This is a genomic window from Pseudomonas sp. LBUM1653, from assembly GCF_059716115.1.
The window spans coordinates 3842675-3867729 of sequence record NZ_CP166803.1; the positions used below are offsets into that span (position 1 = coordinate 3842675).

Consider the following 25055-nt stretch of genomic DNA (forward strand, 5'->3'; position numbering starts at 1 on the left):
GTAGATGAATACTCAGTAAAATTCCTTCGCTCCAGTTGCACTACTATCAGTTCTGCTAGTGGCGCGGCGGATTTATTGTGCTATGGGCCAGGTCGTTCAGCACGATGATTAGCCTCTCCAGGATGCTCGTCCTGAACACCACTTGTCGGCAATAATTACCGCCAGGGCTTGACGCACGACCCGGTTATGGTGTCTCCTGAAACCGGTTTCAGAACCACATAAAAGCCTTATAAATCCAATAAAAAGGTTTCAGACCGTGAACGACTTCTCCGCCGCCCAACGCAGCCGTGTGACCATGCTCGATGTGGCCGAACACGCCAAGGTCTCCAAGGCCAGCGTTTCGCGGTTCATTGGCGACGACCGCGCCCTGCTCTCCGATGCCATCGCCCAGCGCATCGAACAGGCGATTGCCGAACTGGGTTATCGCCCGAACCAGATGGCCCGCGGCCTGAAACGCGGCCGAACCCGCCTGATCGGCATGCTGGTGGCCGACATCCGCAACCCTTATTCGATTGCCGTGATGCACGGGGTGGAAACCGCCTGCCGTCAGCACGGCTACAGCCTGGTGGTGTGCAACACCGACCGCGATGACGAGCAGGAACGCCAGCACCTGGCGCTACTGCGCTCGTACAACATCGAAGGCCTGATCGTGAACACCCTCGGCCATCACCGCGACGAATTGCATGAACTGCATCGAGAAATGCCCCTGGTGCTGGTGGATCGAAAGGTCGAGAACCTTGAAAGCGACATGGTCGGGCTGGACAATCCGGCAGCCGTCGACATGGCGCTCGCCCATCTTGAGGAACGTGGTTACCGCGACGTGATGCTGGTGACCGAGCCTTTTGACGGCACCAGTTCGCGGATCGAACGCGTCAGCAGCTTCAAGGCGAAGATTGAGCAGCGGCCCGCGCTTTGCGGGGAAATCACAGAAACCGGCAGCGAGCTGACGGCGAATCTGAAAACCTTCCTCGACACACCTGGCCCCGGCCCCAAAGCGCTGTTTTGCGCGAACGGGATTGCCGCGTTGGCCAGCACCCATTCTTTGCGTGAGCTCGGGTGCAACCTGTTTGAGGACGTGGGCCTGATTGCCCTGGATGACTTGGATTGGTACCCGCTGGTGGGCAGCGGTATCACCGCCCTCGCCCAACCGACCAGCGAGATGGGCGCCAGCGCGTTTGAGTGTTTGCTCAGGCGTTTGCGGGGGGATGACGGGGCGGTGCGGACGCTGGATTTTGAGGCGCGGTTGATTGTGCGGGGATCGACCCTTGGGAATTTGTGTTGAATGTTAGGCCCCTTCGCGAGCAGGCTCGCTCCCACATTGAATTTGCGAATACAGGCACATTGTGGGAGCGAGCCTGCTCGCGAAGAGACCTCAAGCAGCACTGAATTTTTTTGAACAAAAATGAAACCGGTTTCAGAGGTAGAAAAACAATGAATAAACCCGCCGTTTCCATCAGCCTGTCCAGCTATGGCGCCGACCTTGTCCGCCAACGTGGTCAAGGCAGCTTCATCGAAATACTGGCCCTCGCCGGGGCCACGCGCATTGAATGGCGCGAAGAATTGCTGACCTGTGAAAATCCTGCGCAACTGGCCGAAGCGACGCACGCAGAAGGCCTGGAAAGTGTGTATTCCTCACCCATGGAGCTATGGCTGGCCGGTCAATCGAAACCCAATCCCGAACTGATCTGCGCCCTGCAGCGCGCCCAGGCTTTCGGTGCTAATTGGCTGAAAGTTTCGCTGGGCTATTTCACCGACAACAGCGATCTACAAACCCTCGCCCGGGTGCTGAGCGAAAGTGCCTTGCAGTTGCTGGTGGAAAACGACCAGACCTTGCACGGCGGTCGCATCGAACCCTTCCAGCGCTTTTTTGCAACCGTCGAGCAGCACAAGCTGCCGATCAAGATGACCTTCGACATCGGCAACTGGCACTGGCAGGACCAGTCGCCCGCCAGCGCTGCGCGATTGCTCGGTCGACATGTGGGTTATGTGCACTGCAAAGCGGTGACCCGTCGCGCCGACGGCAAACTGGTCGCCATCCCGCCGACCGCCAGCGACTTGCAACAGTGGGAACACCTGCTGCGGCACATGGCCCAAGGCGTTATGCGCGCAGCGGAATACCCGTTGCAAGGCGATGACCTGGTGCAGTTGACCCGCGAACACGTCGCCGCCCTCGCCCACCTCGGCCAATCGCAGCGGGAGAACGCTCATGTCTGAGATCGATATTCTGTCGTTCGGCGAAACCATGGCGATGTTCGTTGCCGAGCAAGCCGGCGATCTTTCCAGTGTCAGCGCTTTCCACAAGCGCATTGCCGGGGCCGACAGCAATGTCGCCATTGGCTTGTCGCGGCTCGGGTTCAAGGTGGCATGGTTGAGTCGGGTGGGTGCCGATTCGCTGGGCCGGTTTGTCATCGACACGCTGGAAAAGGAAGGTCTGGATTGCCGCCACGTCGATATTGACGCCGCCCATCCCACCGGTTTCCAGCTCAAGTCTCGCACCGACGATGGCAGCGACCCCGCCGTCGAGTACTTCCGCCGCGGTTCGGCGGCCAGCCACCTGTCGCCGCAGTCGATCGTGCCGCAATTGCTCAAGGCCCGACACCTGCACGCCACCGGCATCCCGCCGGCGCTGTCGCAAACCGCACGGCAGATGTCGTTCGAATTGATGACCCGCATGCGCGAGGCCGGGCGCAGCGTGTCCTTCGACCCGAACCTGCGCCCGAGCCTGTGGGCCAGCGAGCAACAGATGATCAGCGAGATCAATCACCTCGCCGCCCTCGCCCATTGGGTGTTGCCGGGGCTGAGTGAGGGGCGCTTGCTCACCGGTTTCGAAGATCCGGCCGATATCGCCGCGTTCTACCTCGACCAAGGTGCAGAGGCGGTCGCGATAAAACTCGGCCCGCATGGCGCTTTCTACCGTACTCATCAGGATCAGGGTTTTGTGGCCGGCGTGCCGGTGCAGACAGTCGTCGACACAGTGGGTGCCGGTGATGGATTTGCCGTGGGCATGATCAGTGCCCTGCTGGAGAACCACAGCTTTGCCGATGCCGTAAAGCGCGCCAACTGGATTGGCAGCCGGGCGGTGCAGAGTCGGGGGGATATGGAGGGGTTACCGACCCGAGCCGAAATGATCGCTGAGTTTGAGGCCGCCATCGCGAGCAAGCTCGCTCCCACACTGGATCGGGTTCCAACACAAATCCCCTGTGGGAGCGAGCTTGCTCGCGATGGGGCCTGACCATTCACTGAAGATTTTTGATCCGTTACCTGCTGCGACAAAAACAACAAGCTCAGGAGCACCACCCATGAAAACCGCAACCCTCGCCACCCGCCGCTGGTGGTACATCATGCCCATCGTGTTCATCACCTACAGCCTGGCGTATCTGGATCGCGCCAACTACGGGTTCGCCGCTGCCTCCGGCATGGCGGCGGATTTGATGATCACTCCGGGCCTGTCGTCGATGCTCGGCGCGCTGTTCTTCCTCGGCTACTTTTTCTTCCAGGTACCCGGGGCGATCTACGCGCAGAAACACAGCGTGAAGAAGCTGATTTTCGTCAGCCTTATCCTCTGGGGCAGCCTGGCGACCCTGACCGGAATCGTCTCCAATGCCTATTGGCTGATCGTCATCCGCTTCATGCTCGGCGTGGTCGAGGCGGCGGTGATGCCGGCGATGCTGATCTACCTGTGCCACTGGTTCACCCGCGCCGAACGCTCGCGGGCCAACACCTTCCTGATCCTCGGCAACCCGGTGACCATGCTGTGGATGTCGGTGGTTTCGGGGTATCTGGTGCAGCATTACAGCTGGCGCTGGATGTTCATCGTCGAAGGTCTGCCTGCGGTGCTCTGGGCGTTTATCTGGTGGCGTCTTGCCGATGATCGTCCGTCCCAGGCCAAGTGGCTCAGCGACCAGGAGAAACAGGATCTGCAAAGCGCCCTGGCCGCCGAACAGGTGGGTATCAAGGCGGTGAAAAACTACGCAGAAGCCTTTCGCTCGCCAAAAGTCATCATTCTGGCCCTGCAGTTTTTCTGCTGGAGCATCGGCGTCTACGGCTTCGTGTTGTGGCTGCCATCGATCCTCAAGGCCGGTGCGCAGATGGACATGGTGCAGGCCGGCTGGCTGTCGGCGCTGCCTTATCTGGCGGCGGTGATCGGCATGCTGCTGGTGTCCTGGGGCTCGGACAAACTGCAAAAACGCAAACGTTTTGTGTGGCCACCGCTGCTGATCGCTTCGATTGCCTTTTATGGCTCGTACGCCCTGGGCGCCGAGCACTTCTGGTGGTCGTACACCTTGCTGGTCATCGCGGGTGCCTGCATGTACGCACCTTACGGACCGTTCTTCGCCATCATCCCGGAAATCCTCCCGGCCAACGTCGCCGGCGGTGCCATGGCGCTCATCAACAGCATGGGGGCGCTGGGGTCGTTTGGCGGTTCTTATCTGGTGGGTTACCTCAACAGCTCCACCGGCTCACCGGGTGCGTCCTATCTGTTGATGAGTGGCGCGTTGCTGCTGTCGGTGGTGCTGACAATTATCCTGAAGCCAGGAGCCAGTGATCGAGGACTGCCCAAGGTCGCGCCTGGACGTCCCGTGGCAGCCCATTCCTGAACTGAAAAAAGGTGAACACGATGAAAAAACACGTCGTCCTCTACAAAAAACTCTCGCCTGGGTTAATGGCTCGATTACAGGCGCAAGCCGAGGTGACGCTGATCGACAAACTCGACAGCGACGGCCTGATGCGCCTGCGCGATGCCTTGCCCAGCGCCCAGGGTCTGTTGGGTGCAAGCCTGCGGCTGGATGCCGAGCTCCTCGAGCTGGCACCCAACCTTGAAGCCGTCGCCAGCGTTTCGGTGGGCATCGACAACTATGATGTCGACTACCTGAGCCAGCGCAACATCCTGCTAAGCAACACCCCTGACGTATTGACCGAAACCACTGCGGACACCGGTTTTGCGTTGATTCTGGCCACGGCCCGGCGGGTGGTGGAACTGGCCAACCTGGTGCGCAGCGGGCAATGGAAGCAGAACATCGGGCCGATGCATTTCGGCAGCGACGTACATGGCAAAACCCTCGGCATCATCGGCATGGGACGGATCGGCGAAGCGCTGGCACAACGTGGGCATTTCGGCTTCGGCATGCCAGTCATCTATCACAGTCACTCGGTGAAACCTGCAGTGGACAAGCGCTTCAGTGCGCAACACCGCAGCCTGCCGCAGCTGCTGGAGCAAGCCGATTTCATCTGCCTGACCTTGCCGTTGACCGCCGAGACCGAAAGCCTGATCGGCGCCCGGGAGTTTGCGCTGATGCGCCCGCAAAGCATCTTCATCAACATTTCCCGGGGCAAGGTGGTCGATGAAGCGGCGCTGATCGAGGCCCTGCAAAAAGGACAAATTCGCGCGGCGGGGCTGGATGTGTTCGAGCGCGAACCGCTGGAGCGTGATTCGCCGCTGCTGCAGTTGAACAATGTGGTGGCAACGCCGCATATAGGTTCCGCCACTCATGAGACCCGGGAGGCCATGGCTCGGTGCGCGGTGGAAAATCTGCTGGCGGCACTGGCCGGTGAGCGGCCGGCGAATCTGGTGAATGGGGAGGTGTGGGACCGGCGCGCTCTTTAAAAAGTTAGATCAAAAGATCGCAGCCTGCGGCAGCTCCTACGGGGATAGCTTCGCGTAGAAAATTCCTACATCTGGAGTTGCGGTGGCTGACAGCCTTATCGACCATTCCTCGCTAAAGTTACCTACCTGTAATTTGTGACAGGTTCCAAGGCCGTTGATTCGCGATATAACTGGACCGAGCCTACAGCCCTGACTCAGGTGTCTGAAGGCAGGCCGCATGAACCTCGCCTTTATGAAGTAGGAAGATTCTGCCGTGCCCACGCCATCATTGATGATAAATGGGAGCGCCCGTTATGTACCGTACAAACTCAACCTCAGTCCGGTCAGTGCCGGCCCAGGTCAGTTTCCAGCCACAGGAACCCGAACAACCCCGCGCGATCACGCTTACCGCCAGGGAAACAGAAGTCCTGCAGTGGAGCGCGCGCGGCAAGTCGTCCTGGGAGATCGGCCAGATCGTGCGCTGTACCGAAGCCGGTGTGAACTACCACTTCTGCAACATCCGCCGAAAATTTGGCGTGAGTTCGCGCTGGACCGCAGTGGTCAAGGCGCTGGATCAAGGCTTGATTCATTTGCCTTGAATCGGGGCTGGCCGTGGCGTACGGCGCCCCATCAGCCTGAATAGAGACACTGCATGAACCCGGGACATACGCCCCCCGCAACCGCTCCTTCGACACCCACGCCAATGCCTGCTGCGATGCACTCGCATCGCACCGGTGTTGTCGACACAGGCGCGGCTCGATGCCAACGCATCATCCTTGCCGATGACCATCCGGTGGTGCTGATGGGGGCCAGAATGGCCCTGACCACGCCGACTCCTTCGCCCTTCCGCGTGGTCGCCGAAGCCCTGAACGCGGATGAGCTGATCCAGCGATTGCAGCACAGTCCCTGTGACATTCTGGTCTGCGACTACTCGATGCCCTATGGGCGTTTTCCCGATGGCCTGGCCTTGATGAGCTACCTGAGACGACACTTCAGCCCTGTGCGCTTGATTGTCATGACCATGATGCGTAATCCCACCTTGCTCCAGGCCTTGCTCAACAATGGCGTCTGTGGTCTGTTTGACAAGCAGGGTGCACTGAGTGAACTGAAACAGGCGGTGCACACGGTGACTCGTGGCCAGCCATACCTGAGCCCTTCCTTCGCCCGAATACTCGATGAACAAAACCTGCCGCGCCAGACTGAAGATACGCCCAGGGCAGTGCTGTCTGAGCGTGAACTGGAAGTGGTACGACTGTTTGTCCAGGGGTTGTCTGGCAGGCAAATCGCCGCGCATTTGAACCGCAGCGAAAAGACCATCAGCCGTCAAAAACGCACTGCCATGGACAAGTTGGGACTTGGCCATGACAGTGGGTTGGTGGAGTTTGCGCGGGTGAGTGGGTTGAGTGGGTGATCGACTCTGTTGGTTAAAGTCTTTTACCCTCCGTGCGCCTAGCGAGCTCTATCTTGTCCTTTCTTGCTTGTTCTATGTTTCGTATCTCTAGTTGTGACAACGACGGAGCCCTCTCCCGGCGAGTTCTTTTTTCACGTGGTAGTGGTTCGCGTGCTCGGGGCTTCCTATCGAGAGTCTGCATCTTGCCACCACCTGGAGCTCTAAACTCTTCGTAAAGTTGGTCCACGACAGAGCTACGAGCACTTGAACTTGAACTTGAACTTGAGCTTGAACTTTCAGAAAACATTGAGCTGGCTGCTGTTGTACCGCGGGAACTGGATGCGCTACTGGTTGTCGACTTATATATCGGGTTGTCGCGAGATATGCCAATTTGAGTTTCATCTAAAACTCTGTGAAATTGAATATCCCTATTGGGAGGGGCCGGATATGCCGCCAGTCGATTGGATTGCTGTTGTGAAGGCGAAACAGGTTCCACGGACGAGCCGGATGCCCGATTTGAATAATTCATAGGCGCGGCAGCTGATGGGGAGCGCCTGAAGAGCGCAGAAAATCTGTTGAACAGGTTGCGAATGAATACAGGCACCATCGCGTGCCCATCCAAATCCACCTTGTTAATTGAATCCCCCTCGCAAAATACATACGAATTCAATCCCCCCCTACCAAACGGACTCCAACTGTCCGGACTATGAAACCTCATCAGGCACGGGTTATAAGCCCGATACCCATTACCCAACAGATAGAACCCGGTCTGCGCTTCGCGCAACACGCCGTTGTAACCCAGGTGAGTACTCACCGGCGTTTCAGCACTGCGGTGACCATAAACCGAGTAAGCGATGTCATTATTCACCTCGCTACTGATCTCTTTGAGCACCGTGTTCTTCTGGTCGCTGGCCAGCAGTTGCAACTTTGGGCCAGCACCTTCCTGCTGCTCGGCGAGCAGGTTCCCGACAGCACGAACGAAGATTTGGTGTTGCTTGCCGTCAATCCGGGTGGCCAGTTCGCCGTTTTGGTAGAACCGTTGCTCTGTGCCGCCGTTAAGGCCAGACAGCTTGTCCAGCGCGTCGTAATCAAAGTCGCTTGAGCCCCCGCCCGAGTGCTCGGAAACACTGAGCAATCGATTCAACGCATCGTATTCGAGGATACGCTTCTCTTCATCGCGGATCAGGTTACCGTTCCTGTCATAGTCCAGCAGGATTTCGCTGGGGTAAGGTTCACCTGCAGAGTTGGTGACTTTATGTAACTGAGTGGGATCTACTGTATCGAAGGTATACCTGGCATCGTTGATCGTGCCGTCGGTGGCTTCGGTGATCACCTGGATGATATTGTCCACCGCATCGAATCTGAACAGCTGTTTGGCAATGGCTTTACCATACGGGTCAACCGGCGGCTGACTGCCCTTGCACTTATAGATCTCCAGGCGTCCTCGAGGGTCATACTCATAGCTTTCCATGCGCAGAATATCCTTGCCCTCGCGCAAGTTTCGCTGAACCAGCAAATCGTTTTCGTTATAGACCTGGGTCATTTGCTGAATGATCCCATTGAGGTCGAAAGTGCGCACCGTTTCCCGACCGAACACATCGTACTCCAGGGTAGTCGTCAGGTTCTGACCACTGACGCAGTCCTGAGTCTCAATGCTTTGCGTCTGCCCCAGACCATCGTAGGTGAAGTTTGAGACGAGTGTGGTCACCTCAGTCCCTGCCTCGTTACTGACCATTTCGGTAAATTGCAGTCGTCCCGCCTCGTCGTAGTGGTAACGCTGGGTGTTGTTGAGCACATCGATGTAACTCAGCAGCAGACCTTGTCGACTGTGGTTGTAGTGCATCACGTTGGGGACTTCATCGCCTAGCTGGCGTGACTCGCTTTTCAACTCGCCAGTGGAGAAATACTGACGCTTCAGTTCCTGCCCCTGCTCCTTGCAACTCTTCAGACGGGCGTTCTGTTCATCGTAAATGTATTGGGCATCAACATCGTTGGGCAAGCGCCGTACGACAGGCTCCTCCCCCAGCAACGGCTGATATTCATAGTTGATAATCTGCAGGTCCGCAGTGGTAACGCTCTGGGGCTGCATCTCTCCGGCCTTGTAGGTGAAAGTTTGCTCGCGCCCTCCGGTAATCGACTTGGTCATGCGGCCCAGTGCATCGAACGCCTGTTTGCCGAGCACGATAGCATTGACGCTGATTTCGATGGGTCGATCCTCGGTGCTGTAAGGATCATAACTGCGCCGGACTATTGCGCCCCCCGGCAGCGTCGTGGCAATCATCCGATCGAACACATCGTAGCCGTACTGCGTCCTGGCCTTGAGGGGGTCGGTCTCTTCTTTCGTGCGACCAAGGCCGTCATAGACGAAATCACGCACACTGGTGACCTTTGCGTCTGGCTCCAGGCTCTCCAGGCGTAGCGTGCGAGTTGGCTTTTCGTACAGATTCAGCCAGGTGACCTCCACTCCACTGCGCAGAGGATTGGTTCCGGTACCTTCTCGCCAGCTGCGCTGGATCGGCCCTTGCGACTCAGGTGTGCCGATCGGATCAGTTTCTTCATACACCTTGACGCGATCCGGACCGGTCGTGCAGCGTAGATTCCCCCAGGCGTCGTACTCGAAATCGCTGGACTGCGGCACTTGTTCTTCATCGCGCCAATCATAGACAGTTTCCACAACCCGATTACCCAACGCGTCATGAAGGGCCGCATAAGTCTGGCGGAACGCTTCGGGACTAACAGCGCTATCGGCATTCTGCCGTTCTTCGTAGATCGCCCGGTTCAGGCCATCGAATCGAGTGCGGGTTTTTACTCCCTTGACATCAACGAGCACCTGCTCGGCCTGACCGCCAGTAACTGATGTCAGGAAATACTCGTAATTTCTCGTTGCTTCGTATTCCGGGTGGCCTGGTGCCACTGTTTCGCTGGTCACCCTGACCAGGGCGTCGTAGGTGTAGCGAATTGTTACGTTGTTATCGTCATAGGTCAGCAGTGGCTGGGCATGAAACAGTGAGTCCTCCCGCGTAATCTCCTTGCGGCTATTGTCCCACCCTGTAATGGTTTCGACGGTCTGCAGCACCATCTCACCCGCCAGCAGGCTGTCGAGGAGCTGGTATTTGTAGTCGGTGGTGATGGCCTTGCCGTTCAGGACGGTATCTTGCCGATTGGGGCGTCCGTGCAGGAAAAAATCCTGAGGATCATTATTGTAATAGTGCAGTGTCTGTTGCTGCTCGAGTTCAGTTTCACCGGCATCGTCGGAGATGAGCAGCAGTGTTTCACTGCCAACCGCCAACCAGTTCTTCAGGCCGCTGCCTGCCACGGCAGGCAATTCGGTGTAGGTCAGGCGCGTGCGCAGAATCGGCGCGTCACCCTGGCTGAGCGGCGATGGATAGACCGTAGTGTCTTTGAGCTCGCGCACGAAACCACCGACGTGTTGCATCGGATAGTAGGAGTAGACGGATCTGATTCCGTTGGCCTGGATTTCCTCGACCACATTGCCATGGACGTCGTATTGGCTGCTGACCTCCTCGGCACGATAGTCGTTGCTGTTGTCCTTCTTCCAACTGGTCTGCGTGTGCTTGACCAACTGAAAGCGAGGGTCCTGAAACTCGAACGACCGGTCATCGGCGTAATAGGTGGTCAGCACCTCCTGGATGCAATGGTCCTGGGTCGTAGTTTCCTTGAGCAGCAGATGGAAGCGGTTGAAGGTGCGATCGACCTGGCGCACCGCGGCACCACCGTCCATCAGCCTGGCACGGGTGCCATAGACGTACTCGGCGGGAGCCTCGTAGAGTGTATCGAGCCCTTCTTCGACCGGGGTCGCCGTGCCGTATCCGAGAAAGTTCGAACTATTATTCAGATGATCGTAGCTGTAGATCATCTCCATCTCCGGCTGCCCGAAACCCGGATCGGTAAGATGACGAGTGACCCGGGGCAGGTTGGGCCGCTGCATATGGACTGGAAAAGGATGGCCTTCGTCCCGGTATTCAATGGTTTCATGACCACCGACCGGAGTTTTGATGTCCTGCAGGCAGAGGAAGCCATTGATCAGTCCGTCGCCATAGCCCAGGCGCCAGGAGGCGTTCTCATCGGTGGGCAGCACAATCTCGGTAACCCAGCCGCTGCTATTGAGCTTGAGTTGATAACGCGCCAGGGGGCCGCCTTGCGGTCCGGCGTAGGGGTGAAGGAGTAATTCGACGAGGAAATCGTTGGGGCGGTTAATCTGCAGCAAAACCTCGCCCTGGCCGTCGCGGATGCTTTCCAGGCGTTGGCCACGCTTGAAATCCGTATATTCAAGGGTGACGCTATGGCCGCTGGGCGACTGAATCATGCACGGCAGGGCCACACGCTCTTCCTCGCTGCCCCCCACCTTCAGGGTTTCGATCAGCCCGGACTTGTGCAGCACGCGGTAAGTGCCGTCCTGATTGTTCTCGAATTTAAAGCTGTCGAGTTTTTTTTCCTTGATATCGGGTGTTTGGCCACTGCCGGTGACTTTAAACGTTTCCCCGGTGCTAAGCGCCAGGATGTCAATACCAGGCGTGAACTGGGAAAGTCTGAAATTCCAGCCCAGGCCGTAACCGGAGTCTCGTGTGTTCAACGAATTGAAGGCAAGGTCCACAGGCAGGTCAGGACCGCTGAGTTGGTTGCACTGAAGTTCGGGCAGGTTGATGGAAAAGTTGTATAGCCCGGTTCGCGGATCGACTCCGCCCGTCAAGTAACTTAAAAAACTGAATGCTTGGGAATGGACAGCACTGGAGATCGTCATGATCGTCTCACTCAAAAAATATTAAGTTAAACCGAAAGGGTTAGTCCACGCTATCAGACCAGATAGCGTGCCCCATCGAATAATTACAAAGGCGTAAATATTAAGGTATTTCGACTGCGCTCCTTAAATTTATCCTCGAACGAAATTTCCAGTCTGTGCCTGTTTCCTTCTTCATCCATCAGGGTAACGCGAAGCGGATCATCCATCATTTTCCGATAGCGTTTGTAAGTATTGCCATCCGCCATATCGTCGTACCAATAGTTCATGTCATCCGTACGATGCAAGCTGATGACTAACTGACCTGGAGATACGGGCCGGAGGAGCGAGGAGGGAGCCCAAGACTTCGTCTCCTGCCTGAAGAGCATGAAAACGCCATCGAATTCGAGTCGTGTCGGCGCAGGAATATCAGCATGCTCGTACTTCGCAGGATTGAAGACATGACCGGTAAAACTGCCAAACTCTTCTTTGAGCAATTCACTCTCCCATTGAAAGGTCGTCGCGTTTTTCTCGAAACTCAGGGTTGCGAAACCAATGGGGTATTGACCTGCGCGTTTATAGCTCAAATGCCAATAATCTATGGTCTGCCGATAGTAGCTGAACTCATCCGGTTGTGGATAATAGGGATCGCCCGGTGCAGTCTCCTGAGGATAACCGTCTTCGTCTCCCCACACCCGATCCCGTTCGAACTCATAAAAGGCTTTGGTAAGCGCAGGAATTCTCACACCCTGGACCATGACGTCACCGTCGGGTTGATTACTTTCAGTGGAATTATGCCACCCCAAACGACTTTTAAAGCGAGCAAAGAAAGTCCTCGTACCCTCCTCAGCGAGTTGAATATATAATCTAACTGTACGCTCACCCTCTTCAGCCAAAGCCGGATTGGAATTCGAAGCCTCAGACGGAGTATCTGTTGCAAGAGGCATGGCCAAGAACTCTTTGAAACGATTTTTTCTTTTATTCACTGCCCACTTAATATCAGAGCCATATTCAATTCCCTCCTGACCGGGCTTGATAAACTCCAACGGAATATTTCCCTCCTTGTTGACCAGTTGCAATGTCGACAGTTCCAGATCGCTGACCGGGATATAAATTTGCTCGCCGTTGAACGTGACAGGCTTGGTCCTGATCGTGACGAGTACCGGGATTTGCTGGAAGCCATTATGGTAGCAGCGGTCCGTTTTCGGGTCACCCAGCGTAGTAATGGTGAATTTTCCAATTTCTTCCCAGCGTGGTTCTTCAGCAGGCTCTGGCCCTGCTGGCGAACTTGCCTCCTGACGCTTTTGGAGATGAATAACGCTAAAACCCGAACGTATGACTTCTCCATTAATAACGATCTCGCATTTCACCACGCTGACCAGTGATGTCGCGTCCTCCGGTGGCTTAAAAACGCCATCTTTCGTCACGCAGCCTTCACCCATGACGCTCCAGTGACATTGCGGGGCTGAAAATCCCTCGGCGGTTAGCGCGACGGGCACTGATTGGCCAATAGACACGAATGGCGGGGTGACTGCCAAGGTCTGTACACGAGCCAGTGTAACTACTGTCGCCTCTGTCGCTTGCCCATCACCCTGGATCTTGATCCTGCGCACCGCCAGCGATTCTTCCTGTGTAGCGGGAGGCGTGTAACGCGCAAGGTTGTTATTGATGACCTCTAGAAAACCCTCGGCAGGATTCAGCGAGGGCCATTGCAACACCTCCTTGCCCACTGTCGCCACGGCAAGAGAAATCGGCTCAACCTTACCCACCCCGGTGACGTATACATGCGGCGAACAGTCCATGCCGTCGTAGACCGACAACACCGACGCGCTGTTGACGTATTCTCGTTCTCCCTTGGTATACCGCGCAGTGACCACAAGAGGCACTTGAGCCTTGTACATCTTGGATTTTTCGAGCGGTGTATACCGCCCTGAAGCCACGATTTTTCCCACCACTAGAGGGTGTACTGGATTGCTCACGCTCCAACTGACGTCGATAGTATTGCCATCACCATCGCGAGCGAAAAAATCTAGCGGCTTGCTGCCGTCGAGACTGACGAATCCCGGCTCAATCCTCAGATAATCGCCGGTCGGGACCACGTTACCTAACACCAGCAAATCATTGGGCCGGTACGTGTCGCCGCTTTGTTTAAACTTATTATCGGCAGCGAATCGCAGGTTGTCGGGCATATCCAGCCGATCGTCCAGACCGACCAGATCCGCCCACTGCCCGTTCATTACCAGCGACGCCGTATACAGGAATTTTCCTTGCTCCCGATCATCCGGGATCAAATATGGGAAACCACTGCCCTCACCCGGGAACAAATCACTTTCATCGCGAATCTTCAGCTGGAGGAACAGCAAAAGGCAACCGTCTCCATAGTTAGATGCCGAAGGATCGCCTGCTCCCGGTGCTCTCTGTGTGCGAAAGAACACACGCGCCGGGGTGAAACCGTGGGTGCCACTCAAGTTCACCAGGCTTAGTTCAAACAGCCGCCTATCTTTACTTTGCCCGGCCAGATGGGTCTTGATAAGCGGCGCGATTGCTCCCTGGACGCCGGGCATGTCGCCCAGGTTGGTCGTCAGGTTTTCACCCGAAAGCAGATCAAGGGTGACTCGACTGAGTCGATCGACATCTCCCAGAAGCTGATCCATTTTTATCTGCATTTCAACTTTGTAGCCATGTTCCTCGCGGATGCTGAAATGGGACAATAACGTCGGCGCGGCGGTAATGGGCAAGCTCAGGCTGGTGTAAGTGCCGCCGATGATCTTCATGCTCACTGTGATCAGGGACGAGTTGAGCGATGCCTTTTCAAATGACAGCTCAGGCCTGCCCAGAACAAGGGAATCGAGTTGCACCGACAAATGGCCGCTTTCGCCGACCAGTACTTCGCCACTGAGCGGTTCAAGCGTACGGTACTCACCCAGTCTGGCGAGATACTGCTCTTCCAGTACACGATTGAGCTGGCTGCGACCGATAGCGGCGATCGCTCCCCAGCCACGGCATATCGACCCAGCCTTCATCTGCTCAAGTAAACTTTCAAGCGAGTTGGTAGACATAGTAACTCTCCATAAATATAAGACTGTGACTCAATCGTTGCCTGGGCTGAGCAACTGGATCGCTTGCGGAGGACTGAATGCAGGAATTGGCAAAATAATGAAGCCATTTAATGAGGGGTAACCTTCCATGGGAGGCGGGAGGTAAGCAGTGGCCACAGCAAACTTGTGCTGCCCCGCCGAATTTACGGTACAAATACCTGTTTCCTTATCAACTGTCGCTGCCCCTAGCAGCACATCCCACTCGAGTAACGGGCTAGGCACCGGATTACCGGTGCTCTTAAAATATGCCACCAACTGCAGCTGGTTCTCCGGCAATGATGCGGTTTCATCAATTCTGACTGCTAAATCGGGAATCCCGTGAAGGAGCATTACGTGAGCCGACTGTTTATTCCCTGTAGTGGTGTTTTCAACAACAACTTCATCAAAGGTGAACGCCTTATCGGTCACTTTGGGGCCTGATGTAAAAACGTACTTGCCTTTTTCGGTTGGATGTTCGTCGATAGATGCACCCGACGTTTTGTCAGGGATATCCCAGACCAACTGCCCGCTCAGGGTACCTGCCGACAGGTCTCGCTTTGCGCCATTGGGGCCGCAGGTAACAATCAACGGGTTGATGCTGATATCCGCTACCATCACGTGGACCAGCGCCGAGCTTTGATACTCGCCTTTGCTGGCGGTAACCCTGACGCGAGTGAAGCCCGCGGGGAGCTGGGCAGCGGTCGGAGGGCGATACAGTCCGCTGGTGGCATCGATTTCTCCGATTTCACCGGTATCTTCCAGGACGTGGTGCACGCTCCAGGTCAGTCCTTCCTTTGCTTCCGGCGGTTGGACCGTAAATAGATGTGGCGCCGAGTGGCCAATGACTGGCTCCAGTGGATCAATGATGAACTGGCTGAACTTCTCACCGAGTTTGCCGAGCAACAGTAGGTCACCAGGAAAGTGGACGTCGTTGAGCTTTACCGCATCAGGACTGCGAAACAGCAGGCTGTTGAGCGCGTAGGCGTTGATGCTAATGCTCGAGTTCTGAAGGACTGAGAAGATCGCTTGTAGTTTTGGTCGTACGAAGTCAACTACAAGCCCCGTTACCATTGGTTTATATTCAGGATGTATCTCTAACAGCTCTTGCTCCCATGTATCGAACACTACTTCGGGACTTGTAGTATCCGTAGGCAATAGAACGACAGTTCCTGAAGAGGAATCCAGATGAAATTTAAATCTCCAGAGTCCGTCAAAAAGGACACGAACACGAGCCGTTGAACTGCCCGGACCTCCATGTTTATACACGCTACGGTGCGGAGCGATACCTTGCCACTTGGTTATCAACTCTTCGTTCCTGAGACGAAGCTCAAGAGATTTACGTCCGCCGCCATCACTACTATCAAAAGGAATATATACATCCATTAGCTGAAAAATCGCAGCCCCCCAATCCCCCGTACCAAGAGTCCACAACGGCCCATGCCCCCCGTACACTACCCCCCCCTCGACACTCAACATTTTAAACGCGCCGTCGGATTGAAGATTTGCCTTAAAGTCATAAGGAGGTGTGTTCAGCGTTTCGAAAATTTCGGTTAACACCTTTTCCATTATCAACTGGTGGCTGATCAATTGCGTTGCAGAGTATTCATTGCCGTCAGGAATCAAATACATCAGGTTATCTTCTTCAGTCGGGAAGCTGCCGTTGTCTCTGCCCTTCATGGCGATCAATAGCACGACCGCGCCGTCCCCTTCGTTTTCAGCCCCTAGAATGTCTGCACCGGGTGCCTGCTGAGTTCGAATATAGAAGCGGTCGGGCTCCAGAATATCGCCATCTTTGACAATTATATCGTTGAGCGCATAATATCTTTGATGGGGTGGCGACATTTCTAACCTTTGTCTAATTCGCTCACCAGCGAGTTTTCGAAAGTGCTCACTCTCCGAAAACGTCAAGGTTGAGTCTGTGCCCGCCCCAAGATCCAGCCGCACCTGGCCAATGGACGACTTTCCGGGCTCAACAATCTCGCCCTTGACCACCTCAAGCCTGATGTCTTGCTTGAAAATCGGTCCGTCCAACGCATCTTCCAGGGCCAATCTCACAAGCGACCAGTCCTTGTGGTCCGCTCCTACTGGTCTTTCGTAGGTCAGGTGCGCACCTCCTATCACCTTCATCGAAAGCTTCGCCTTTGAGTCCATTAATGGCGAATGCAGGAACGACAATCGGGGACTGTCAAAAACATAGTCATAAATCCATTCCAGATGGGTGTCGGTTTCTTGACTCGCAATCTTTTCGTTGAGCGGGTCCAGATAATTACCAATCTCGAAACGATTGATATAATCCTGTAGCAATACCGAATTGGTTTTTTTTCTGTCGTAGGCACAAATAGCGTCCCATCCCAGAGTCCGAGGTTTAGCGCGCAGCCATTCCAGCAGCGTACTGATCGATTTATTTTCCACGAGATAAACTCCTGATTTACATTAAAAGTGCTAGTCAGTTAATCTGATATTGCCAGACTGGAATTCTCTATAACTGTCACCCCCATCAAAACTGACCTTCGCGGAGATCGTAAAATCGTGATCACGCTTCAAGCTCTTCAAATAGTCGAGACGCAGCCGGGCGGTTATTTTTTTAGCGTTAACCTCCACCGTTGTAACGGGCGCAGCAGTGCGCACGGGCTCCTTCAATGGTCCGCCTCCCATGGCAACACCATTGGCCTCGATCGTCAGCAATTGCCCTACATCCATAAACGGCCACGCTTCAAATAAACCCTCGCCTATAACCAGAGTTGCTCCCGCGCTCTCCAGCTTAGACAGCGAAACTACCCCAGTACCTTTAGCTTCTTCGCATTCAACAATGGGGTATCGGGTCGAAGCGATAGGATCAATTCGCAGTCTGAAGGGAGCATCCGAGGGCTGCCCGCCGTCGTCCCCTTCCGGAATCAATTTATAAAACACGTCAAATCGTTTTTCTGGTTGCAGTTCCGTTGCCATATTTGCCGCAATTGCAGTCCTGGGAATGTGGAAGCGCTTTTGCGAACCGTTGACGGGTGTAGTTACGATGACTTGACCACCGTTAGGATGCCCCATCCAGTGCACCTCAGCCCTGACGCCAGGACCGATCAAGACTTCTTCGGGAATCCTGACATAGGCGCCATCGACGCTTGCTGGAATGGTGCCCTCATCTGGGCGTTCGTTGCTGGCCCCTTCCACTACGGGTGCCGGCAATCTTTGCGAGGCCCGCACCTGGAGAGTCAAAGGGGTTGCGGACTCTCCGACTCCGATTCCGGCATACTGGTAACTCGCCTCTACGTCGCGTCCGACATTGCTGAGCAACCACTCGCGCTCCAGGTGGAATTCCAGCACACCACTATCGAGGTTCGAACGGTCGACTTGCATTGAACGGATGACGTTCGTAACCCCCATGCAATACATCACCACCACTTCACCCAGCTGGATACCAGCGGGCACGGGCTGGACCTGCAGCGTCATCCCGTTGGGGAATCGTCCTGGGTCAATCGGGCCGTCGGTGTAGTCCTTGATTTTGATCTCAGGTAACAAAGCTGAAGTCGGCGTTTCAATTCTAACGATCTGCGATTCGGAATCGCTTGGGCCCTGCCCATTGGCATACTCGATTGTGTAGCTGATCTGTGCATGCCCCCCGCGAATGAAATTCATGTAGGCTTTCGGCACGGTGAAATGCAGTGGTTTCCCAAGATGTTCGGCTTTGATCTCCAACCCTTCAGAGTACGGATCATCCTCAAATCCATCCTTGTCGTACCCCAGCCACTTGAAGACCACGTTGTCGCCGACATTCATGGCGCTATAGGGCGGCGCAATGGCCGTCGCGCCCTGAGAGCCTACAGATTCCGGATCCAGTGCGAGGTCATGAGATTCCTTGATCTGTGGCACAGGAAGTGGTGTCGGGGGGCGTTTACCCAAATAGACGAATATCCGTAGGGATTCGTCGCCTCGTATCACCGGGTTAGAGGGATCACCCAAGGCGTAGGAGTAAAACGCATAGCCTTTATCCATGCCGGTAAACACGTCGTTGCGTATCAATACTGGCATTCCGAGTTCCGGGTCATATCCGTTTTCTTCTGAAACATCCGTCCTGGAGTCGGCCAGATCGAGGACCTTTCCTTCTGCGCTGCACCCCCGCCAGTTGGGCCACAGCACATCGTTGATTGCGATGCCGTCGTATTTTATGTACGTCAGCAGGTCGTCGCTTCCCAGTGCTTCCAGGTCAATCCAGCCACCACGCCGTAAACCGGGGATACTTGGGGGATGCAGTGGATCTGCCATAAATTGACTCCTTAACATTTATTCATCCGATGCAATGCGAGCCAGCGGTCCTTGTGCGTGTGAACAGACTTCGTTGTACGACAATGGATACTTTTTACACTGCAAGTTCTAATCCGACCACTAGCAGAACTACTAGGTTGCGGTACGCCGATTCGCTGTTACCCTTAATAGCTTTGCGTGAAACCAGCAACCTTCTTAGTTTGCTCTGGACGCGAGAGTCGCATCCATGCAGAGATAAAATCCCCGCCTGGCAGCCGACAAAACTGATAACCCTATACCGGTTGTTATCTCCCTTCCACTAGCAGAACTGCTAGGTTCCAAACGTCAGGCACGCTGGTAATCTCTGAACTGGATAACAATCTGGAACCTTCCAGCCAGCACATATGTTCATGAGGGACAGACGAATGAACCACTGCGGAAAAATGATAGGCGGACTGCTATTTACTGCACAGATTGTTTATGCGGCAGGGGCATTGGCCGAAGGGTCGGTAGATGCAGGTAATGGCTCGATTACCTTTAAAGACAAAGCCCAGGCCGTGTGTACTCTCAACATGCCTGACGTTGGAAAAGAAGATGTTTATTACCTTTTAGGGGATGATAATTCACGGTGCAAAGATCGGATCACTACGACGCGCACCTGGGCTCTTATTGACCTCCCTTCAGCCACTACTATTATTTTGTCCAGCGATAAATATTGCAACACTACCAGTGCGGCGAATGTTGTGATTGAACTTAAAACCACCGCAAAAAAAGTATTCACCGCCGACAGAGAATTGAAGTTCATTGAAACTTATAAAATCAACAGCATGGTCAATCCTGGCCTTCAACTGAAGAAATTACATGTCAAGCAGGGTCAACAAATTACTGACAGTATACAGTGCATGATCGTTAGAATGTCTGACAAACCGCCAACTCCTACGTCCTCCGCCAGGCCTTGAGCCGTTACTGTCGTCTTACTGTTTACGAGGCTCGTAATATGACCACTTCCAATACTACCAACTCTCAAGCCAGCAGTTTCATGAGTTCCCTAAAAGGGGGAGTCGATCCCCGTACCGGACAATATAACTTCTCCATCAACCTGCCCAAACTCCAGTGCAATGAACTCAACGGTCCCAACGTGGCTGTGGACCTTACCTTCAGTTCGTTGAACACCCGGGATTCCGGTTACGGCCTGGGCTGGAATTTCAATCTTTCCCAGTTCACGCCTGGTATTGACATCCTGGCGCTTAGCACCGGGGAAACGTTTAAAGTCACCGGCAGTGGCCAAACACCCGACATCAAGGAAAAAAAACTCGACAGCTTTAAATTCGAGAACAATCAGGACGGCACTTACCGCGTGCTGCACAAGTCCGGGCTGATCGAAACCCTGAAGGTGGGGGGCAGCGAGGAAGAGCGTGTGGCCCTGCCGTGCATGATTCAGTCTCCCAGCGGCCATAGCGTCACCCTTGAATATGCGGATTTCAAGCGTGGCCAACGCCTGGAAAGCATCCGCGACGGCCAGGGCAAACTATTGCTGCAGATCAAGCAACCCCACGATTATCTGGTCGAATTGTTGTTATACCCTGAGGACGGACCGCAAGGCGGGCCCGTGGCGCGTTACCAATTCAAGCTTAATGACAGCGGCTGGGTTATCGAGATTGTGCTGCCCACCGATGAGAACGCCTCCTGGCGCCTGGGCTATGGCGACGGACTGATCAATGGCTTCCTCTGCCTGCAGGACATCAAAACTCCGGTCGGTGGTCATGAAACCATCGAATACCGGGACGAAGGCCATCCTTTTCCGGCCCATATGCAGCGGCCCAACCTGCCACGGGTCACTCGCCATCGCACCTATCCAGGTTTCGGGCAGCCGAAGATGGAGATGATCTACAGCTACGATCATCTGAACAATAGTTCGAACTTTCTCGGATACGGCACGGCGACCCCGGTCGAAGAAGGGCTCGATACACTCTACGAGGCTCCCGCCGAGTACGTCTATGGCACCCGTGCCATGCTGATGGACGGTGGTGCCGCGGTGCGCCAGGTCGATCGCACCTTCAACCGCTTCCATCTGCTGACCAAGGAAATCACCACCCAAGACCATTGTATCCAAGAGGTGCTGACCACCTATTACGCCGATGACCGGTCGTTCGAGTTTCAGGACCCCCGCTTTCAGCTGGTCAAGAATGTACAGACCGCTTGGAAGAGGGATGATACCAACGACTACCATGCAGAGAATGCCAGCAGCGAATACGATGTGTATGGCAACCCGGTGGAAGAAGTTCAGGATAATGGGATCAAGACCGTCTACACCTACTATCCGAGGCAGCACCCCGATGGTTTTGTGCGCGAGCTTAAAGACACTACGGTCTATCCTTCGCCGCGCGGCCAGGGTGACGCGCCGATTCTGCGCACGCGGCTGACCTACACCGAATTACCTGCCTTATCAGGCAGTGATCTGGGAGGCTGGTTGGTTGTTGAAAGCGAAACGTCTCTGCAGGTTCAGCTTGTCACCGCTAATGGGCAGACAACCGAAGTTGAAACAGAGTTGCAACACCTGCAGCGCGAGTACTTCAACACCCCCGACGACGCATCGCTGCATGGGCGTCCCGACAAAATCAGCACTACGCTCAACGCCAACACTTCCACCCTCAATTATGAATACAGCACGCGTTATAGTGAGCTGGCCGGTGAAGCCGTACTGCAAGTAGACGAAACTTTTTGCGGCTTTGACGGCGCAATAAAATCAACAACCCAACAGGCTTCACTTCTCACCGGTGAGCCGGTAGTGACCTCCGATGCAAATAACGTAAAAACAGTGATCCATCACGACGCCATGGGCAGGGTAGCCAGCCAGACCATCGCTCCGCACTCCGATGCCCAAGCCTCTGCCGTTCATGCCTATTTCCTCTCCGCCTCGGACGGCGGGCAAGCGTCCGAGCACTTTACCGACTTCAAGAACGTGCGGACCGTGACCCGTTACGACGGTATGGCACGAATGATCTATCAGGGCATTCATGATCCCGATCAAGCGCCCCGAGCCGAACCTCGCCAGACCTACGAAGCGAAGTATAACGCCCTGGGTGAGCTCTTTGAGGTGACCACCTTCGATTGGTTTGGGACCACAAAGCTCTCCCTGACCAGCCAGTACGAACGCGACTCCTGGGGCAAGATACGCAGTGTGAGAGGGCCTGAAGGCGTATCCATCATCAATGAAACGACGCCTTTCGGAACCGACGGTCCGCGAGAGTGCAGTTGGGTGCAAAGTGCCGCGCAGCCCCCTGAAATCAGCAACCTGACAGTGAGCCAGTACAACCGGTTCGGCAAACTTGACTACGTTCGACGACTGGATGCCACTGCATTGAATGCCCGACTGAAACTTCAGTCGGTACGTTCAGTGAGTGAACTCGTTGAACTGTTGCTGCTCAACGAAGAATTGCCAACAGTCAACAGGGTTGAATACAGCTACGATGGTCTGGGCAGTTGCATTCAACAAGTCGAACTGCTGGATGATAACGTCAAGCGCACGACTCAATACGCGTATGACGTATGGGGGCGGATGCATACCACCAAGCTCCCTGACAAGACTTCAGTCAGCCGCACTTTCGCCCAACACAGTGCGCAAGAACACCCGACTGCTCTGCGCGTCACTCCCGGTAACACCGCAAAACCCGAGGTAATTGCCGGCGAGCAAATTTACGATGGGCTATTGCGGCTGACCGCCCGCACCGTTGGCGCACGGCTCGAAGAGTTCCGCTATGCCGAGGGCCAGATGCAAGTCAGCCAGCGGATCACTCCAGGCAAACGAACCTTCGAATACAAATACGACCTGAGCCGTACCGCGCAGCCATGCACCATTCAGGAGATGAATTCCGGAGAAATCACGACCTATGATTACGATCCGCTCAGTGCGTCAATTGTCGGCGCGCTCAATGCCAACGGCAATAGAAAGTACGAATATAATGCCGTCGGCCATCTGTCTAAAGAGAGCTGGACCGACACCGGCGGCACGCCTAGGGAAACGAGCTACGTCACATCCTTGCAAGGGCGACACATCAGCCGCAGCCATACTGACGGGCTCGAAACCCTCTACGCGTACGATGACAAAGGCCGCGTCGAGAGTGTTACCCAAGGTGAGCTGCAAGCAGACTTCGAGTACAACCTGTTGGCTCAGCCCTGGCGTACCACCACGCGCAACCTGCGCACCAACAGCACTTTGATTACCGAGGTCGAGTTCGACAGCCTGGCTCGGGAAATCAAACGAACCCTCATCCCGAGTGGGCAATCCACTCGTACCATTACCCAGATCTGGCTGAGCGATGATCAGCTGGAAAGCCGGCACTTGGAAATGGACGGGCGCACTGTGCTCAAGGAAGAGTTCGTCTATGACCTGCGCAACCGGCTGCAAGAGCACCACTGTTCCGGTGAAATCCTGCCCAAGGACACCTACGGCAATGAGATCACCGCCCAAATCTTCCGATTCGATGATCTGGACAATATTGAACGCTGCATGACGACCTTCAAAAACGGGAAGAGCGACGACGCGCGCTTCACCTATTCGCTCGATGACAAGTGCCAGCTGAAGAAGGTCACCCATTCCTGGCTCGACGGGGGTTATCCACAAGAGTGCACATTTGACTACGATGACGATGGCCATATGCTCAATGATGAACAGCGCCAGCGCCTGAACTACGACAGCTACGGACGCCTGATCAAGGTCCAGGACCCGAGCGAAGAACAGACCCTGAGCACCTACCGCTACGACGGACATGACCACCTGGTCGGGGTTTGTGAGGGCGACCAGGCCGAGACTTTACGCTTCTACCTGGGTAATCAGCTAAGTCACACCATTCAGGACGATAAACACACCCAGTATCTTTACCACGGAGATAGACCGCTAGGCCAACAACAACTCAATGACCATGAGCAGACCATGCTGCTGTTGACCGACGCCAGCCCCAGCGTCATCGGCGAGAGCCTGCAGGCCGGATTACGTACAGCGGTCTATAACGCTTATGGCGGACGCAGCAGCGAAGAAGAATTGCAGACTTTACTGGGTTTCAACAGTGAAGTTCGAGAACAGAACGGCTGGTCCCTGCTGGGGCGAGGTTATCGGGCCTACAACCCATGCCTGATGCGCTTTCACAGCCCGGATTCGGATAGTCCTTTTGATGGCGGCGGGGTCAATCCGTATGTGTACTGCCTGGGGAACCCAATCGCATTCCGAGACCCCACTGGCCATCGAGCGACTAATGGCCGCCCTCCAGATGACAGTGGAACGATCGATATACCAGACGACCTGCTAGAAAAAATCGGCTTTGCCGTCGGTCTCGCGGCCGGGGCCGCTGTGGCGATAATTTTTGCGGCTCCTACAGGTGGTGCCACGATCAGCTGGGTGGCGGTTGCCGCGGCCGTGGCCGCGACCATCTTCGCTGGGATTGGGATGGTGGGTGTTTTTACCGATAACCGAATACTGACCTTTGTGGGCATTACAGGGTCGACCTTAACCTCTGTCGCTGCGGTTTTTGCAAGCCGTTATACCAATAGACAGGACAAAAAATTGGGCCGAGGAAAGTATGCTAACCAGCCGTCATCGCGACGAGGTTCAGCTACCGCTGAGGGTCCTTCGACTTCTGATAGATTGGATTTAGGAGAGACATGGGGGATACCTCGCGTCAATACCGACAACCAGGCCCCATTCTCCCGGAGAACTCCTCAAGTCGCGTCAACTGTGGCGCCTACGGCATCTGCGGCGGTGTCGTCAATTCCGGTACCTCCGGCAGCTCCGCCACCTCCGCCGGTAGCCAATTTGAATAGCGAATTTCGCCGTTCTAGCTATTCAGACCGCACTGGAACTGTGACTGAAACTGTCAATCGACCACGAGCAGGCTCCGTTGATAGCCCCCCAACTCGTAATGTAAATATGGATAGTTTCGCAAAATTTGAAGGAAAAAAAGATTGGAATGGGACAGTGAAGTCTAAAAACGGGCAAGATTATAGAAATACGACCTTTGGATAACATAATTTAAT

The 25055-nt window shown here is 55.1% G+C and carries 13 protein-coding genes; 9 read left to right on the plus strand and 4 right to left on the minus strand.

The window, feature by feature from the left end:
* The first annotated feature begins 256 nt into the window (after positions 1-256).
* The 7 genes from ACA054_RS17195 to ACA054_RS17225 all read left to right on the plus strand — a co-directional run bounded on the left by ACA054_RS17195 (position 257) and on the right by ACA054_RS17225 (position 6995).
* Positions 257-1282, plus strand: coding sequence for a LacI family DNA-binding transcriptional regulator (locus tag ACA054_RS17195; protein WP_497685317.1), 1026 nt, complete (start codon positions 257-259; stop codon positions 1280-1282).
* A gap of 149 nt (positions 1283-1431) precedes the next feature.
* Positions 1432-2214, plus strand: a complete 783-nt coding sequence (locus ACA054_RS17200; protein ID WP_497685318.1) for a sugar phosphate isomerase/epimerase family protein — start codon at positions 1432-1434, stop codon at positions 2212-2214.
* Complete coding sequence (locus ACA054_RS17205) at positions 2207-3232, plus strand: sugar kinase (protein WP_497685319.1); 1026 nt, start codon at positions 2207-2209, stop codon at positions 3230-3232. Before ACA054_RS17200 ends, ACA054_RS17205 begins: the two co-directional genes overlap by 8 nt.
* Positions 3233-3299: 67 nt before the next feature.
* Entirely contained in the window at positions 3300-4598 is a 1299-nt protein-coding gene (locus ACA054_RS17210; protein ID WP_497685320.1) for an MFS transporter, read from the plus strand.
* Positions 4599-4618: 20 nt separating this feature from the next.
* Complete coding sequence (locus ACA054_RS17215) at positions 4619-5605, plus strand: 2-hydroxyacid dehydrogenase (protein ID WP_497685321.1); 987 nt, start codon at positions 4619-4621, stop codon at positions 5603-5605.
* Between the two features lie 293 nt (positions 5606-5898).
* Positions 5899-6183 carry a helix-turn-helix transcriptional regulator gene (locus tag ACA054_RS17220; protein WP_497685322.1) on the plus strand — a complete coding sequence of 95 codons (285 nt, stop codon included), beginning with the start codon at positions 5899-5901 and terminating at the stop codon, positions 6181-6183.
* A 116-nt stretch (positions 6184-6299) separates the two neighbouring features.
* A complete protein-coding gene (locus ACA054_RS17225) occupies positions 6300-6995 on the plus strand; it encodes a response regulator (protein WP_497685323.1) in 696 nt (231 codons plus the stop codon).
* A 13-nt stretch (positions 6996-7008) separates the two neighbouring features.
* Here the strand turns inward: ACA054_RS17225 and ACA054_RS17230 are convergent, their stop codons facing one another.
* The 4 genes from ACA054_RS17230 to ACA054_RS17245 form a co-directional block, all read right to left on the minus strand.
* Entirely contained in the window at positions 7009-11736 is a 4728-nt protein-coding gene (locus ACA054_RS17230; protein ID WP_497685324.1) for an RHS repeat domain-containing protein, read from the minus strand.
* 83 nt (positions 11737-11819) lie between these two features.
* The gene (locus tag ACA054_RS17235) at positions 11820-14771 is read right to left on the minus strand and encodes a hypothetical protein (RefSeq protein ID WP_497685325.1); all 2952 of its coding nucleotides are present in this window, start codon (positions 14769-14771) and stop codon (positions 11820-11822) included.
* A 30-nt stretch (positions 14772-14801) separates the two neighbouring features.
* Positions 14802-17201 (minus strand): hypothetical protein, encoded by a 2400-nt coding sequence (locus ACA054_RS17240; RefSeq protein WP_497685326.1) that lies wholly within the window; start codon positions 17199-17201, stop codon positions 14802-14804.
* 30 nt (positions 17202-17231) lie between these two features.
* Positions 17232-19046, minus strand: coding sequence for a hypothetical protein (locus ACA054_RS17245; RefSeq protein ID WP_497685327.1), 1815 nt, complete (start codon positions 19044-19046; stop codon positions 17232-17234).
* 404 nt (positions 19047-19450) lie between these two features.
* On the opposite strand from ACA054_RS17245, the gene ACA054_RS17250 reads away from it, so the two are divergent.
* Together ACA054_RS17250 and ACA054_RS17255 are read left to right on the plus strand one after the other, a co-directional pair.
* The gene (locus ACA054_RS17250; RefSeq protein WP_497685328.1) at positions 19451-19984 is read left to right on the plus strand and encodes a hypothetical protein; all 534 of its coding nucleotides are present in this window, start codon (positions 19451-19453) and stop codon (positions 19982-19984) included.
* 38 nt (positions 19985-20022) lie between these two features.
* Positions 20023-25044, plus strand: coding sequence for an RHS repeat-associated core domain-containing protein (locus ACA054_RS17255; RefSeq protein WP_497685329.1), 5022 nt, complete (start codon positions 20023-20025; stop codon positions 25042-25044).
* The last annotated feature ends 11 nt before the right edge of the window (positions 25045-25055 follow it).